This window comes from Marisediminitalea sp. (assembly GCF_984433645.1).
Genome location: NZ_CFIDRX010000094.1, coordinates 1 through 16365 on the forward strand (window position 1 = coordinate 1; position 16365 = coordinate 16365).

10 protein-coding genes are annotated in these 16365 nt (G+C 49.6%); 6 read left to right on the forward strand and 4 right to left on the reverse strand.

The genetic code is table 11. The annotated features are described in order from the left end of the window. The first annotated feature begins 277 nt into the window (after positions 1-277). The 3 genes from AC4MRN_RS12675 to AC4MRN_RS12685 all read left to right on the forward strand — a co-directional run bounded on the left by AC4MRN_RS12675 (position 278) and on the right by AC4MRN_RS12685 (position 5647). Positions 278-2404, forward strand: a complete 2127-nt coding sequence (locus AC4MRN_RS12675; RefSeq protein ID WP_491203475.1) for a TonB-dependent siderophore receptor — start codon at positions 278-280, stop codon at positions 2402-2404. Between the two features lie 54 nt (positions 2405-2458). Continuing rightward, entirely contained in the window at positions 2459-3652 is a 1194-nt protein-coding gene (locus tag AC4MRN_RS12680) for a PepSY-associated TM helix domain-containing protein (RefSeq protein ID WP_491203476.1), read from the forward strand. Positions 3653-3757: 105 nt separating this feature from the next. Next, complete coding sequence (locus tag AC4MRN_RS12685) at positions 3758-5647, forward strand: putative bifunctional diguanylate cyclase/phosphodiesterase (RefSeq protein WP_491203477.1); 1890 nt, start codon at positions 3758-3760, stop codon at positions 5645-5647. 17 nt (positions 5648-5664) lie between these two features. Here the strand turns inward: AC4MRN_RS12685 and AC4MRN_RS12690 are convergent, their stop codons facing one another. From AC4MRN_RS12690 to AC4MRN_RS12700, 3 genes are all read right to left on the reverse strand, one after another. Beyond that, positions 5665-7185: an Hsp70 family protein gene (locus tag AC4MRN_RS12690; protein WP_491203478.1), complete on the reverse strand. Its 1521-nt coding sequence runs from the start codon at positions 7183-7185 to the stop codon at positions 5665-5667. Between the two features lie 241 nt (positions 7186-7426). Then, positions 7427-8176: a LytR/AlgR family response regulator transcription factor gene (locus AC4MRN_RS12695; RefSeq protein WP_491203479.1), complete on the reverse strand. Its 750-nt coding sequence runs from the start codon at positions 8174-8176 to the stop codon at positions 7427-7429. Beyond that, complete coding sequence (locus AC4MRN_RS12700) at positions 8137-9645, reverse strand: sensor histidine kinase (protein WP_491203480.1); 1509 nt, start codon at positions 9643-9645, stop codon at positions 8137-8139. The genes AC4MRN_RS12695 and AC4MRN_RS12700 overlap by 40 nt, the downstream gene beginning before the upstream one ends. A 262-nt stretch (positions 9646-9907) precedes the next feature. Here AC4MRN_RS12700 and AC4MRN_RS12705 point away from each other — a divergent pair, with 262 nt between their 5' ends. After that, positions 9908-10771: an ABC transporter ATP-binding protein gene (locus tag AC4MRN_RS12705; RefSeq protein ID WP_491203481.1), complete on the forward strand. Its 864-nt coding sequence runs from the start codon at positions 9908-9910 to the stop codon at positions 10769-10771. Beyond that, a complete protein-coding gene (locus AC4MRN_RS12710) occupies positions 10758-14003 on the forward strand; it encodes a M1 family aminopeptidase (RefSeq protein WP_491203482.1) in 3246 nt (1081 codons plus the stop codon). Before AC4MRN_RS12705 ends, AC4MRN_RS12710 begins: the two co-directional genes overlap by 14 nt. A 69-nt stretch (positions 14004-14072) precedes the next feature. On the opposite strand, the gene AC4MRN_RS12715 is transcribed toward AC4MRN_RS12710, so the two are convergent. Further along, complete coding sequence (locus AC4MRN_RS12715) at positions 14073-14993, reverse strand: LysR family transcriptional regulator (protein ID WP_491203483.1); 921 nt, start codon at positions 14991-14993, stop codon at positions 14073-14075. Positions 14994-15097: 104 nt separating this feature from the next. On the opposite strand from AC4MRN_RS12715, the gene AC4MRN_RS12720 reads away from it, so the two are divergent. After that, positions 15098-16126 carry a zinc-binding alcohol dehydrogenase family protein gene (locus AC4MRN_RS12720; RefSeq protein ID WP_491203484.1) on the forward strand — a complete coding sequence of 343 codons (1029 nt, stop codon included), beginning with the start codon at positions 15098-15100 and terminating at the stop codon, positions 16124-16126. The last annotated feature ends 239 nt before the right edge of the window (positions 16127-16365 follow it).

The following is a 16365-nucleotide window of genomic DNA, read 5'->3' on the forward strand; positions in this document are numbered from 1 at the left end:
ACACACAGCACCAGCTAATACTAAATTTTTCAAGGGAATGTCCTTCTGACTCTACATCTTACAAATAAGAAGCATTCTCATCTTACTGCTAAACAAAGGACAGTACTTTTACAACTGTTACATTCTGACCACCAACCCAAAAGGCCGCGTAATTCGTCTGAAAAGCCAACAATGGCATGCGAACAACAGTATTAATAGGTTGAATGACACCCGTATTTTATACGATAATGATAATAGTTATCATTATCGTATAAAAATCACTCTTCAAGGACTACCAATGCGCCATTCCGCCATCGCGATTGCTATTTTTTCTGTGCTTAGCACCGCTCAACCCGCTTATGCCAATGACACATCAATAGAATCTGATATTGAAACCATCGAAGTGACAGGGCGTGCTCAGCAGTTTTATTTAGACAGCAGCACCCGGGTGGGCACAAAAACCGACTCGGACATCATGCTCATTCCACTGTCAGTGCAAGTACTTACTCACCAGCTTATCGCTGACCAGGCGGCGCGAGACATCACCGATTTATACCGCTCAATCGCAGGTGTCAGTGAATTCAGCTACTCCGGCATCACGTTCCGAGGTTTTCGCGATGATGCCAACGTCTTTTATGACGGTGTTCGGGGGGACCCTTTCTCAGGTTTTAGCGTGCCGCAATTATTTAACGTAGAACGCGTCGAGGTGCTCAAAGGACCCGCTGCGGCACTTTATGGGGGTGGCGAACCGGGTGGTATGATCAATTACGTGAGTCGCCAACCCACCTTTAACGAACGACGCAATATCACAGTGACAGGCGGAAACTTTTCACTGGCAGGCGCCTCTGCCGAGTTTACCGGTGGAATTACAGAATCTGTGGCGTATCGATTCGGCGCTTTTTATGAAGCTCAGGATAGCTTTCGCAACAATGCAGACGCTGAAAACATTGAGTTAGCTGGCGGTGCATTGTTTGTACTGGGAGACAGTACCCAACTTACAACGACTTACGACTACATAGTGCAAAACCTGGGCGGCAACCGGTTGCGTGGTGTGCCGGTAGACGACAATGGTAACTTTTTGGTGAGTCGCAGTTACAACGCCAATGAAAAAGTAGATTATCAGGACCTTGAAGCGCTGGTATTACAAGCTAATTTGCAACACGATTTTAGCGACAACTTTACCTTCAACGGTACCCTCCGTTATCTGGATAACGAGCGCGAGCAGGCCTATCACGAGTCGCGCAGCTGGGTAGACGTAAATGGTGATGGCGTTGCCAATATCGATGACCAGACTATCCGCCGCGAATACCGCAAACAGTACCGTGCAAATGACGAGCTAAGTCTGACGCTTGATTTTGTTTACGACTTTGAAACAGCCGGTATCGATCACCAGTTCCTGTTTGGCGGTGACTATCATAATGTCGAAACTGACTACGACTACTACCGTGCTCGCTATGAAGCCGACGGCGTTGCAAACCTGAATATCTTTACCCTTAACTACGGCGAAACCGATCCGAGTACATACAACCTGACCAATATGAATCGCGATGGGTTGAAGCGTGAACGTGCCAGTCTTTACTTGCAGGATAAACTGCAATTCTCGCCAGAATGGGCGCTGATGCTGGGGGCCAGACTCGACCACTTTGACGAAAAAAGCATGGATACCGACACCCAGTATTCAGACACAGACATCTCGCCTCGCGCAGGCCTGATCTACACGCCATCTGCCGCTACTACGGTATATCTGAATCTCTCGCAGAGCTTTAACCCGGTCGATCCGGCAGACTTTGAAAACGCAGGTGCAGAGCCGCTGGCCCCGGAAACAGGTGAACAAGTAGAGCTGGGTATAAAGCAAGCCTGGCTGAATGGCCGTATTATGACAACGCTGGCGGTGTATCAAATCGACAAAGAAAACCTGGTGATTAACAACCCTGACTACGATGAAGGTGTTAACGACGACGTTGAGCCGGCACTAATCAATTTTGGTCTGGTTGAAAGTAATGGTGCAGAGTTTACTCTGGTAGGTGACGTAACCGACACCATCAGTGTTACAGCAAACTATGCTTACAACGACACCCTGGTGGTAAGTGGCAGCACCGGCAACACCTACGATGGCCGCCGTTTCGCTAACTCACCCCGCCATCAGGCTGGCTTCTGGGCGCGTTACGACATTGCAGCAATTGATTCATCGTTTGCAATGGGCGTGGATTACGTGAGTGAGCAAATCAGTCTTAATGGCCAGCGCGTTAAGCCCTTCACCGTGTTTGATGCCAGCTGGACCACCCGTTGGGATGACCTGCTCCTTAGCGTAAACGTGAAAAACCTGTTCGACAAAGTGTATGCAGTGAGCGGCTTTAGCGAACGCAATGGTCACTTCCCTGGCGAGCCTCGCGAGGTTGTAGTGCAGCTTAGCTACGATTTCTGATACTTTTCGTGCAACAGCAACTTGTTAGCTGGCTGAAACGGACGTTTACAGTCAATGAATAAACAGACATGGTACAAATGGCACAGCTACGCGGGTTTTCCGCTGGCTGTGTTTTTGTGTTTCGTTATGTTCACCGGCACACTGGCGGTGTTGTCACACGAGCTTGACTGGTTAAGCAACCCGGCAATCCGTGCGCCTGCTACCAACCAATCGCTAGACTGGCCAGCGTATTATCGCAACGTGCTGAACGTCGCCAATGGCGATCGCATCTATCAACTGTCGGCCCCGCTACATAATGGTTTTGCCGCCGAAGCGATCTTGATCGACAAACATGCACAGCGCTACCGCGTTTTCTTCAAGCCCGATACCTATGAATACACCGGTAATGGCGCATGGTTTAACTGGCAAACCACGTTACGCCGCCTGCATCGCCACCTTATGCTGCCGCTAAATATTGGGCTGACTATTGTGTCTGCCACCGCCTTTTTATTGTGTGTATCTCTCATTTCCGGACTCGTGCTGCACCCACAGTGGTGGCGAGGCCTATGGCGGTTGCCCCGGCAACACAACCCACGAGTGTTCTGGGGGGATTTTCACAGACTCACTGGCTTGTGGAGCAGTTGGCTTCTGGCCATCATGGCCGCAACCGGGCTGTGGTATTTTGTTGAGAAATACGGCTTAGCGGCTAGTTATCCTGACAATGCCCCCATCACCACTGAGGTAGCAAAAGAGACTGCCGTGCAGGTTCAGCCTGAAGTATTCGAAAAAGCCATCAATCACGCTCATGCAATAAGACCAGACTTGCGGATCACCTCGGTGTTTCTGCCCGTTAAGCCAGGCCAGCCAATTCGCATTGACGGCCAGGCAGGCCATATTCTGGTTCGCGACCGGGCAAATAACCTGATAATCGACCCGGTTAGCGGTGCACTGTTGTCAACACGTGAAGGCAGCCAACTGTCCGTGCATGCGCGTATATCCGAAGCCGCGGACCCGCTGCATTTCGGTACCTGGGGCGGGTACTGGAGCAAAAGCCTGTACTTTGTTTTCGGTCTGGTACTTACCAGCTTGTGTGTCACCGGCACCATTGTGTATGCCCACCGAATTCACAAATGGCGACGGGGTTTAACACCGCCAATACTGTCTGTTATTGGCGCAGGTATCACCTCTATGAAAGTCGGGGCGTTGGTGTCGTTTGCGTTAATTGTCACTGGCCTTGCACTCACCGGCTATGCGCTGGCAGGCCTGTAGCTTTCGTTTTAGGTATACAGTTGCACCATAATGATATGCCAGAGCATATAGAGGCATGTATTTTCAGGTGCTATAGTACACAGACTACATTGACAGGCCTTGGACATGGACAACAACGATGAGCTGTACAATGTCGTTGAAGTGAACTCTGCACAATCGCTCTCGCAGGTTCGTCGGCATCGGTTATTACAAATTTGTGCAGTCAGCGCACTGGGATTAGTAGCTTCTTTGCTGGTTGCCCGCGGTGTTGCATTTACTATTTTTGCCAGTGGGTTAATTTCCCTTCTTGTGGCATTTTTACTGGCCTACCGACACAAAGTTCAGGCCTCCTCTTTCGTATTATTAAGCGCTATGTCGGCCATGTTATTTGCGCTGGCCCTCGTCGGTGCCGGGCTGTTTGATATAGCAATTATTGGCTATCCCTGTCTGTTAATTTTTGCCGCTATATTGGGTGGCGTCGGCCTTTTTGGCACATTACTGACCCTCACTATTGTTCAATGCTCTGTGCTGGTTTGGCTTAATTTGAGTGGTCATGTTGTTCCAAGTACCCCCAAATTAAGCTGGGAGCACCTGATTTTTGTGCAGGTCATTTTTGTTATTACCGGGTTCAGCGTGTATGTGCTGGTGCGCGATATCAAACAGCTCATGCTATCTCTACAAGAAGAACACGATAAAGTGCAGTTGAGCCGTCAACAGATCCAACACCTTGCCCATCACGACCCGCTTACGCATCTCCCAAACCGATTGCACGGAGAACAGCTGTTTCAGCGTTTATTGAAGAACTTGCGTAAAACCAATAAGCAACTTGCGCTGTTGTTTTTAGACCTGGATAACTTCAAGCCTGTGAACGACGCATTGGGGCATGTTGCCGGTGACATATTATTGGAAGAATTGGCCGACCGGCTGAGCAATTTGCTGAGTGAAGATCAGTACCTGATCCGCTTTGGCGGCGATGAGTTTTTGGTGCTGACCCCGTTCACAGACGAGCAGGACAATCACTTATCGTTGACCCGGTTCGTGAATACCTTATTAGCGGAATGTGCCAAAGAATTTGAAGTGCAGCAGAACCGCGTAGTAGTGTCGTCGTCCATCGGCATTGCCCTGGCCCCGCAGCACGGTGAGCATTTTAAAGAACTTTGTCGCAAAGCAGATATCGCGATGTACAAAGCGAAAAGCGATGGCCGCAATACCTATTGTTTTTACGCCCCCGAGCAGGACGCGCAAAGCGAAGAGCGATTTACGCTGCTCCAAAAGCTACGCAGTGCCGTTGCCAATCAGGATTTCGAGCTGTATTACCAACCCATCATTGATCTCCATACCGGGCGAACAGCTTCCGTGGAAGCGTTATTACGCTGGCCACAAAGCGACGGCAGTATGATAGGGCCGGACAAGTTTATTCCTTTGGCTGAAAGTGCCGGCGTAATAAATACACTGGGCAGTTGGGTGATTGCGCAAGCTTGTTTATTTTGTGCTTCTCAGCGGGAAAGTGGGCATTCGGATTTACGCATTGCCGTGAACATCTCGGCATTACAATTTAATGATGGCATGCTGAAAAGCTATGTGGAGGAAGCGTTAGCTACAGCAAAACTGCCACCCGACGCATTAGAATTAGAACTGACAGAATCGTTATTTTTAAATGAGTCGTCAGCCATTCTGCAACAGCTATCTGCGTTAACCGATATGGGCATCACAATTTCCATTGATGACTTTGGCACAGGCTATTCAAACCTGGCCTATTTGCGTAAATTTAACGCCTCTACGTTAAAAATTGACCGTTCGTTCATTTACCCTCTCACCAGTGATGACAACGATGTGCCACTTGTTCAGGCCATGATCACCATGGCCTCCAGCCTGGGAATGCACACCATTGCCGAAGGCATCGAAGACGAAGCGACTAAACAGATGCTGATTGAAATGGGCTGTCAGTTGGGCCAGGGATACCATTGGTCCAAACCGTTAAATGAACAGGAAATCACTGACAAGTTGCGTAACTAATTTGCTCCAGCAGGCTTTTATCGTGGCGTATCAACGCCACTTACTCTGTATGCCTGAATAGCCAGCCCCTCACACACAGAGTTAAACGCGTCATTTTCGAGCAGCGGTAACCCCGCCAGTAGCCCGTTAGACAATGTATCACGCAGGATAGGAGACAAACTCATGCCGCCGGTGATCATAACTACCTCCGGTTTTATGTCGGTTTGAGCCAGACACTCTTCGATTAAACGAATCACCTTACTCAGCCAGGACTTCATGGACTGAGCTAACGTTTGATTGTCGATGCTAATGCTGAAGTCTGGTTCTATGTACGGCAAAGGCAAAGTAATTTGCGCTTTCGACGACAATAGCTCCTTAGCCATCCGCGCCGAGTTCACCACTCTGGCCGAGAGCTTTTCTTCCTGAATGATCAGCAGTCGCTCAAGTAATTCAGGCTCTTTAACAATCGACTTGGTTTGCATGATTTCCAGCCCGTATTCGTCTGAAAAGAAACGAGTGAGCTTGGGAATATCATCCACGGCGCACATATCAGAAAAATAGGTGGGTGGCACAGGTAATCCGTTTTGCATCGACAGTCCTTGCCCCAAATGCGGCGCAATGGCTTTTAATACCAGGTTTTTATCGCACTCCATGCCGCCCAGACGCTTGCCCGTTACACCTAATACCGGGTTGTTGTGCTGTTCTGGCTGCGCTGACTCAGGGCCTAATCGGATACAGCAAATATCGGTTGTACCGCCGCCCACATCTACCACCAGCGTAGTGGTTTCTGTTGCTAACGTGCGCTCAATTCTGTAGGCAGCAGCGATAGGCTCTTCAAGGAAGCTAACGTGTTTAAACCCGGCCAACGCCGCAGCTTGCTGCATGATATTGATCGCTTGCACATTGCCGGTTTCGCCACGTGTTCCGTGGAATTTTACCGGCCTGCCAATGACCGCCGTATCGACGGCTTGCTGGAGCTGTGCTTCTGCACATTCACGAAAATAACCAAGCTGTTTGGCTATCATGCCAACAAACGCCTCCTGCTGCTGGCTGTCTAAGCTCGCGCCCAGGAAGTTCTTTGGTGAATAGATTAACCGGCCCTTTTCCGGTGTCGCCAGAAAACGTCTGAAGCCTTCTTCACCAAAGGCAAAGGTACCGGTTTCCACTAACTGCTTAAGCGACAAATCCTGAACCGTGAGATCTTTCAGCAACAATTGGATAGCGCGCTTTTGTAGCCCCGGGCGGTCGTGAAACTGACCGCGCAGGCTTTCTATCCTGTCGCTGTAAACCTGCTGTTCGTTGGGATCCTGAGCCTCATAGAAACGCTGCTTTTCTTTTTCGATTTGCTCACCGATAGCACGCTGTAGCTGTGCCACTTTGGCTTCAACAATCTCATCTGGCGGCGTGGGCAATTCGTCCGGGTAATATATAAAAATCGACGAGCGAATTTTATTCCCGTCTTTTACCTGAGGATCGAGTTTTACATGAGAGTGATGATTACCGTCAAAGAAGACCACTTCCGAATTAGACGTACCGTAATCAATACCTATTGCCGCCATGATTTGCCTTTATTACTTAGATTAACGCGTTTCTGTTTGAGAGTGCGTGTACTTTGTCATTGTTGCGGGGGATCATGACTGACTAACAATAAAGTGCAATCCATTTTTCTGTTTTCCCACGTCAATATTGACGACATCACCGTTCAGGATGTAACAGGAAGTAACTCAAAGTTATAGAAAGGCGACTTGCAATCGCCCTGTCAGGTCTTAAATGCCGGGTTTCGTGAAGGGCTTTTACCCGCTATAGCGAGCCGGCTAGCAAGCGCCCCAGCACGGGTTTGAAGGATTTGCCGACTTTAAGCCTGACCTGATTGGCCAGCAGCACTGAGTCCGAATCTTTGCCTATTACACAATGGTTATGCACAACATAGGACTTATGTATTTGTGTAAACGCGCTTTCAGGAAGCGCAGCCACCAGCTTTTTAAGTGTGCTGTTTACCAATAACATTGAATCGCCCAGCCACACTTTCACGTAGTTACCGTACGCCTCAAGATAGCAAATATCATTGAGTAAAATACGTCGTTGCTCGCGTTCGACTTTCACTACAATGTGATCGGGAATAAGTTCAGAAACTGTTTGAGACGCCGCAGGAGCCTGGTCGGAAGCCGCGCGCTGGCGAACTTTGTCCAGCGCCATAGAGAGTCGTTCGCCACTGACCGGTTTGAGCAGGTAGTCGGTCACATCCAGTTCAAATCCTTCTAACGCATATTCCTGATAGGCGCTAACGATGACGACTTGCGGCCGGTTAGCCAGCACCTTCAACATCGCCATTCCATTTAACATGGGCATGTTAATATCCAGCAGCATCAGATCGGCCTGATTTGATGCTAACCAGGCTAAGGCTTCCGTTGCGTTATAGCATTGCTTTACCACTCGCATATCGTCGTGATTAGCCAGATGGTGCAACAGCACCCGGTGCGCCAGTGGCTCATCGTCTATGATTAACACATCTAACACGGTGCCAGCTCCATTTCCAGACGGGTGTGCCATACGTCTCCCTTCGACTCACTGACCAACAAATGCTTCTGCGGGAACTGCAAGGCCAGGCGGCGTTTCAGGTTATCCAGCCCTAACCCGCTGTCACCGTGCGCATCTGAAGTACGCGTAGCGATTGCAGCTTGGGATGCGGGTGGTAACGGATTCATGCATTCAACCACCAGCGTATTGTCTCGCAGGGTGACAGACAACGTAAGCTCACAGGGTTTAGGCGCTTTTTCTATGCCGTGTTTGAAGGCATTTTCCAATACAATAATCAGCATGAGTGGTGGTATCGACCAGTCTTCGGCCTTTTCAGGCCATCTACAGTTAAATTGGCAGTCTGCGGTATAACGCATCCGTTGTAGCGCCAGATAGTCCTGAAGGTAGCCAATATCCTCGCTGAGAGAGACCCGCTCCAACTGCCCCTTGTACACGGTGTAACGCAGTAGCCCTGCCAGCTTTTCTACCATTTCCGGAGCCTGCTCAGACTGCTCCAGACACAACGCATAGAGATTGTTTAGCGTATTGAAAAGAAAATGGGGATTTACCTGTTGTTGCAATAATTGTAACTCAGTGCGTGTTTGTTGCTGAGCAATCGCCGCCAGTTTAGCGCCTTGAGACTGACGCTCAAATGCCAGAATAAGCGGCGCGCTGAATACCAGTAACCAAAATGTCAGCTGGTAGTTAAAAGGGTCGAACGGGTTGTGATTTTCAGACGGAATCAAGGTGAATTCGGCGACATTGTTGAGCGGCATTAATAGCAACAAGGCACACACGGGCGGACTGAAAACCAGAATAAACACCACACAACCCGCCAGAAATGGCACTATGCCATGCACAGCCAGCAATTGCCGGATCAGGATGTAACGATTAAACCAATACACACAAAATAAAGCGCCGGCCATTACACCGAACTGCCAGAAATAATGCGTAAACAAGGGCAACTCGTTTACTATCTGAGCGAAGTCAATGATCATTGCCAGAGGTTGGTTGATCATCGGGTCCACATTGTGCAAAAACACACCTGCCATGGTAAATGTCCAGATCACCAGACAAACAACCACCATGGTGTCCAGAGACAGCAGTGTCGACAGCCAACTGCTGGCCCCCTGAGTAACCCGTCCGAGCAGGTGATGTAAAAACCACATGCCACTGGCTCCGGCAGCCAGCATATATCCCTGTCCACCCAATAAATGCCAGTCACTAAACGTTGTACTGTGATGGGCGAATGCCGTCGCCGCCAGAGGGTACCCTGCGAAACCAGCCAGCCAAAAAAGCAGTGCTTTTATTCTGTGACTGTGCCATGCCGCATAATGGGCAATGAAAAAGGGCAGCATTTCAAACAGAAGCTGGCCATGTGTTTGCAACAGCAAAAGCGGATCCGGTGTTCGGAAAGACACAAAACGAATAGAGGCTTCAAGTAGCACGGCCGCCAAAACAGGTAATAACAGCAACCCGTTTTTGCGTAATTCAACAGTCATTATTCGCTCCCAATGCCACACTTTGCCAATACATTTCCTGGTAGTTTGCAGCACGTTGGCCGTCAGCTCACGCTTTGCATGACGAAGCTACGCAATTTGATGACGAAAGTAAAATTCCGCCAGCCATCCCCCAGCATGCAAGGATAATTACAACAAACTATACGGTTGTCACCCCATTCCGCACGTTAGTCATTCTTTGCTCCCCCTTTCTGCAAGCTAGCTCTACAGTAACCGGGTAATTTACACCAGGGACGTAAACACGATGCTCTCATTACAACAAGTTAGTAAAACCTATGCCGACGGGACAGTCGCTCTAGACAGTCTGTCACTGACACTCCCATCAGGTATGGTGGGCTTACTCGGCCCCAACGGTGCAGGTAAATCAAGCCTGATGCGCACTATTGCCTGTTTGCAAACGCCGGACAGCGGCGACATTCTTTTTAACGGCACAAGCGTGCTGGCATCGCCTCACTTGTTGCGCCAGCAACTGGGGTATTTGCCACAGTCTTTCGGGGTGTACCCTCACATGAGCTGTGTAGCCTTGCTACATCACATAGCCGCGCTCAAAAACATGCCTCGGTCGAAGGCTCAGTCCCAAATAGATGAATTGCTCAGCATCACAAACCTGACTCAGCATGCCGGCAAACGGGTAAGCACATTCTCGGGCGGTATGCGTCAGCGCTTTGGCATCGCGCAGGCGCTGTTGGGCGACCCGAGCATTCTGATCATGGATGAACCGACCGCCGGACTGGATCCACAAGAACGACAACGTTTACATGGGATGCTCATTTCCCTGAGCAAAAATAAGCTGGTGTTACTGTCTACCCACATTGTGGAAGACATTGAACACCTTTGCCCCCACGCCACTTTAATGATGCAAGGGCGTATTGTTGACAGCGGAGCCATGCATTCACTGATTTCGCCCATGGAAAACAAAGTGTGGGAGAGCGCCTCCAAGCCCGACAGCGGTGTGTTGCTGGGCGAGCATTATCATTGTGGTCAGCCAGTGTGGCGACTGTTTAACGACGAACAACCCACCCCGGATGCAGTATTAGTTAACGCCACCCTACAAGATCGGTATTTTTATGAATTAGCCCTACAGGTAAAAAGCCATGTTGCTCATTAATGAATGGCGACTGTACTGCCGCCAACCAGTGGTTTGGTTATGTCTGCTTGGGTTGCCCGGATTATCGGTACTGCTGACGCAAGGTTTGTCGGTAGACGATGCACAACTGGCAAAACGCCTCACTCTGGTAAATATTACCGTGCTCATGATGACGCTGCCGATTGTAATTGGCGCCCTCACCCCTGCCATACTTATGCGCGAGCAACTTTGCCAGATGCAGGAACTCACAGCGGCGACGCCCACCAATGAACGTAAACGGCGATATTATCAGCTCATGGGGTTGTTAAGTTTGGTTATCCTGCTATGCATTGTTTCAGGTTCGTTGCAGCTATTGGTGTTGTCTTTTTATGGGTCGTTTGATGCCATACTCCTGCTAACCGGCTTAAAGAATGCGCTGGTATTAACTCTGCCTGCCTGTGTTCTTTACTGTTCGCTCGCCCTGTACGCCGCACAATCTGCCAAAAGTCCACTGACGATTTATGCGCTGTTTGCGTTGTGCTGGGTCGGCTATGTCATGCTCGCTTCAATTACCGGCTCACCTGTGCTGGCAGGCAGCAGCATTCTCAACCCCACCCTGTATCAGGCTATGCTGCTATTTGACCCGCTTGGCTTTACGGCTGTTTTCGACCAGTACCAATCCGGTGCCCCCCAGTGGGCCATGTCGATGGGAATAGTCACCAACCGTTTGATTTGGCTTTTCATATCCGCATTTGTTATTCACCGCACTTTATCTGCCCCATCGCAAATATTGTTTACCGCGCCTTCAAGCACAGGGCTATTCAAGGTGTTTAGCCTGTTTTCAGCGGCGCTAACACAGGTTCGCCGACTTGTGTTCTCAGACAAAGTGCTTTCAAACACACTGATTCCAGACATAGTGCAGCAATGGCGTTACTCCCCGTTTGGGGCCCTGTTTTCGGGGATGTGCAGTATTGTTATTCACAACCGTATCTTTGTGTTCATCATACTGTTTTATGGCGGCGTCGTGTTTTCAGAAGTGCTGGCAGGCATTGACTACGCGGAGTTTGGCGCGGTTATTACACCGCTAAGTAGCGATGCGCTGAATCGCGTTACCTGGGATATTCTGCCCTTCGCAGGCTGCGTATTAATGGCGCTGTGGAGCTGGCAGCTCGGTTGGGAAAACCAGCGTCATCGCGTCGCAGAACTCATTGCCGCCGCGCCGGTTACCAATGTTCAACTTATCCTGGCGCAGGCAGCTACGTTGTTAGTTGCCTGGTGTATCCTGCTTGTGACTACAGCATTGGCTACCGCAACCAGCCAGTTGCTGTCGTCGAGTGCAATTGAGGCTGGTACCTACTGGTTAGTGTTGTTGATGGGAGGCGGTCCCGTCTTGTTGTTTGGCTGGTTTTGCCTGGCACTACATCATCTGTTTCGTCACTCTCTGATAGCTGGCGTAGTCGGACTACTGCTGCTGATCGTGAAGTTCACGCCGGTACTTAACCTTGCCGGTATATCTCACCCACTCCTGGACATTGCCGGTACGCCACTGCAACCCCTTGATGCATTGATTGGCTTTTCAAGAAGTGCATCCACGTTTGCACCCTACGCATTGGTGTGGGTCATTTTGACGCTGTCTGCGCTGGGATTGGCAATCATCATGAGTCATCGTGGCACTGGCCTGTCACTGGTGAAGTGGCGACATTTACCGGTTGCCGGTTTTCTTATAGCGGGCCTGATGGTTTGCACGGTATCTGCCTTTCACCTGCTACTGAAAAGCGAAAAGCCGCAGATGTCTGCCGATGCACGTTACGCACTGCGCGCCGACTATGAAAAACAATTCGCACACTGGGACGCTGTTCCGCAACCTATTGTTACGCATATTGATGCCAAAGTGGATTTTTACCCTGAAGCTCGTCAGGCGTCACTGTCTTTGGACATGCAATTAACCAACGTGACTACCAGCCCCATTACAGAGATCTTGATTGGTAGCTTTCCGGGTTTTACCCCACAATCTTTAACGCTGGACGGCGCTAACCTGTCTTTTCAGGATACGCAATTACACCAATACGTATTTACCCTGGCAGCCCCGCTTATGCCGAAAGACAACATAACACTGCACGCCTCTATTCTGGTGGATGGCGCACGCCTGTGGCTCCCCGCAGGTCATCAGGTGCTGTTACCAGAATTCGGCTATTTGCGCGCCATTCCAATGCTGCCATATGTGGGCTTCAATCGGCAGTACACGCTGCGCGATGAACAAACCCGGCTCCAGTTTGGCTTACCCGAACTCAACATGGCGCAGCCAAGTACATTTGCCACTCACCCACCCGCAACCAAACCTTCGTCGCGTCCGATTACGCTTCACAGCAAGGTTTCCGCTCCGCTTTCACACAGTGTGGTAGCGCAAGGCACCAAGGTACACGAATGGCAGCAGGAGGGCCGTCGGTATGTGGAATTTAAAACAGTCACCCCCATTCGCAACATCCCGGTATGGCTGACATCAATTCAGACACCACTGTCCAGCGTCATTAAACTCAGTACACACTCAGTCAACGTGCATTATATTGGGCTGGGAGACACACTAACCGGCGCACCGTCTTCCGAAGCTCATGCCATTCATGAGCAGGCAGTAAGTGATACGCTACAATGGTTTTCAAACACACTTATCTCCTACCCGTACTCTGATTTGTCGCTGGTATTTATTCCCGAAATCGGACCGAGTGGCTATGCGCTGCCCCAAGTTATTTTAATGTCACACCGACTCGCCGTTCGGGCAAGGCCGGCGGACGATGCCGGTTTTGATCAGCGTTATCGCAGAACGGTGCACGAGGTAGCGCACCAGTGGTTTGGTCATACGCTGGGGTATGGCGTAGAGGAAGACGGGTCATTTTTAATTGAGTCATTGGCCAAATACACCGAGTTGGTGCTGATTGAACAACGATTTGGCAAATCGGCCATGCAGGCACTCGTTGAGTACGAAAAAACACGGTATCAGTATTCTCTTCGTGGCAGGTTAACTTCAAAGCAGGCCATTATTGACGCCACGCATTCTGCAGACGTGTATTCCAGAGCGACCATAGTGTTCGCTGAATTACGCGAACGGCTGGGAGACAAAGTGATTGTCGATACATTGAATGAACTGTTTGCGAAAAACCAACCGGGATTCCACAGCGTCACATCGCTGGACTTTGTTCTTGCGTTATTAGCTCGAACACCCGATGAACACCAAAACGCGGTGCGGGGCTTACTGTTAAGTGGCGAAGCTGATTTGTAGATATCGATTTGAACTGATCGCTATCCACGCGGATAGCGATATTCGTCGATGACAACAGGCTTCAACAAACTAACGGATGAGACCTTGCACTCGCATACTATCAAGCAAGTGCTGACAATGCTGTGTTAAATGCTCTCTTAACTTTCGTATAGCAGGGGTTATTAACTGCCTGCTCGGGCAAATCAGCCATAGCTCGGTTGGAGGAGCTGTAAACTCCTGCAATATTGGTACTACGCGGCCGCTTAGTAAATCCGTTGACATATCGAGTGCTGACTTCATGGCGATTCCCTTTCCCGATACACACCATCGCCTCACCAGGTCAGCATCGTTGGCCGCTCTGTCTCCCCCTACCCTAACCGGAAATTTTTCACCGTTGCGAGTAAACGTCCAAGCGTGATGCAGTGTGCCTTTCAACTCATAGAGCAAGCTATTATGCGACGTTAAATCAGAGGGGTGTTCTGGTCTGCCGCATTGCGCCAGGTATGCGGGCGATGCACAAACGACTCTTGGTACGTCGCAGATTTTGAAACCGTAAACGCTCTCGTTGTTGTCGGGTATGTAACGTAACGCGACATCCAGAGGAGCGCGGTAAAAGTCGACATTACTGTCACTAACGTGCAGTTTTAGCGACACCTTCGAATAGCTACCCATAAACGCATCAAGCCATTCCAGCAGAATATTTCGACCCAAATCCGATGGGGCCGACAGCCTGATCTCGCCTTCAATAGTACCCAACACATGTTTAGATTGCTGTTCAACCTGATTTAGTAAGGCAACGGCCTGTGCGAGTTGTGACAGCGCTTGTTCACCAGCGCTGGTGATTTTCAATTTTCGGGTTGAACGCTGAAACAATGTCACGCCCAGCGATGTTTCTACCCGCTTTACGGCCGCGCTGGCAGTAGCCACGAGTAAATCCATACTCTCGGCTGCCTGCTTAATGCTTTTCTGCTCGGCTACTTTTAGAACAATTTTCAGATCGTTTACATTCATATTATCAATTTATTTTTGATACTGAACAAAAGAATAAGCTGTTTTTAATTAACAAAACAAGATCTACACTGCATTCAATTCTGATAACACCACAAGGTAACGTTATGAAAGCGATAGGTTATAAAACTGCGGGCTCCATAGATGCAGCCAATGCACTAGAGGACATTGAACTGGATAAGCCAACAGCGACGGGCAGGGATATTCTGGTAAAGGTATCAGCCATTGCCGTAAACCCTGTTGATTTTAAAATTCGTCAGAATGTGTCCCCAACCGATGATGAGTTTAAAGTGTTGGGCTGGGATGCAGTAGGAGAAGTTGTCGCTACCGGCGAAGAAACTCATCTATTTAATCATGGTGACAAGGTTTATTATGCCGGCGATCTGACTCGTCCTGGCAGCAACGCTGAGTACCAGCTTGTAGACGAGCGGCTAGTCGCTAAAAAGCCGGCTTCCATCTCTGACGCCGAAGCCGCAGCCATGCCTCTAACCAGCATCACGGCCTGGGAACTGTTATTTGAACGCCTGGCCATTCCCAGAAGCTCAAACTCAAAAGCGACCTCGCCGGACGTGCTGTTGGTAGTTGGGGCATCTGGTGGCGTTGGCTCCATTTTAATCCAGTATGCCAAGGCACTGACAAACGCGGTCGTTATTGCGACGGCTTCTCGTCCATCTACACAAAAATGGGTGAAGGAATTGGGCGCAGATTTCGTTATTGATCACAGCCAATCCCTGGTTGAACAGATCAATACACTGGAAATCGGGCCGGTGACTCACGTTGCCAGTCTGACACATACAAATTCATACCTCGAAGCCTATGTAGATGTTCTAAAACCCATGGGCAAAATCTCGTTAATCGATGACCCAGAGACGCTCGACGTTAAAAAGCTCAAAGCCAAAAGCATCTCACTACATTGGGAGTTCATGTTCACACGCTCAATGTTTAGTACTGACGACATGATAGTGCAACATCAACTGCTCACTGAGACCGCCGAACTCATTGATCAGGGCATCATCAAGTCGACCTTAAACCAAACGATGGGAAGTATTAATGCTCACAATTTGCGTGAGGCACATCGCTTGCTGGAGTCCGGTAAGGCCATAGGTAAAATTGTGCTTGAAGGCTTTGATAGCTGATTTAGCGCCAAACAGCTTAACGGGTATGCCACCAGCGCATACCCGTATAAATGCTAATTAACATAGGACTAATCGACCTCACACCCTATCGCTACCTGCAGCACCTTTTAGCTCTAAAAATCCCGAACATTTCTGTTCAGGGTTTCCGTGTAATGGTGCCTCGACCCGGGATTGCAACTCACGGTTACCGGCAGGGATATGCGGATTTTCAATGCAAATTACTATTTTAATATTTAGAT

Bases quoted from the DNA above. Each gene is read 5' to 3' on its own strand.
- AC4MRN_RS12675 (WP_491203475.1), top strand. From the start codon at position 278: ATGCGCCATTCCGCCATCGCGATTGCTATTTTTTCTGTGCTTAGCACC.
- AC4MRN_RS12680 (WP_491203476.1), top strand. From the start codon at position 2,459: ATGAATAAACAGACATGGTACAAATGGCACAGCTACGCGGGTTTTCCG.
- AC4MRN_RS12685 (WP_491203477.1), top strand. From the start codon at position 3,758: ATGGACAACAACGATGAGCTGTACAATGTCGTTGAAGTGAACTCTGCA.
- AC4MRN_RS12690 (WP_491203478.1), bottom strand. From the start codon at position 7,185: ATGGCGGCAATAGGTATTGATTACGGTACGTCTAATTCGGAAGTGGTC.
- AC4MRN_RS12695 (WP_491203479.1), bottom strand. From the start codon at position 8,176: ATGGCACACCCGTCTGGAAATGGAGCTGGCACCGTGTTAGATGTGTTA.
- AC4MRN_RS12700 (WP_491203480.1), bottom strand. From the start codon at position 9,645: ATGACTGTTGAATTACGCAAAAACGGGTTGCTGTTATTACCTGTTTTG.
- AC4MRN_RS12705 (WP_491203481.1), top strand. From the start codon at position 9,908: ATGCTCTCATTACAACAAGTTAGTAAAACCTATGCCGACGGGACAGTC.
- AC4MRN_RS12710 (WP_491203482.1), top strand. From the start codon at position 10,758: ATGTTGCTCATTAATGAATGGCGACTGTACTGCCGCCAACCAGTGGTT.
- AC4MRN_RS12715 (WP_491203483.1), bottom strand. From the start codon at position 14,993: ATGAATGTAAACGATCTGAAAATTGTTCTAAAAGTAGCCGAGCAGAAA.
- AC4MRN_RS12720 (WP_491203484.1), top strand. From the start codon at position 15,098: ATGAAAGCGATAGGTTATAAAACTGCGGGCTCCATAGATGCAGCCAAT.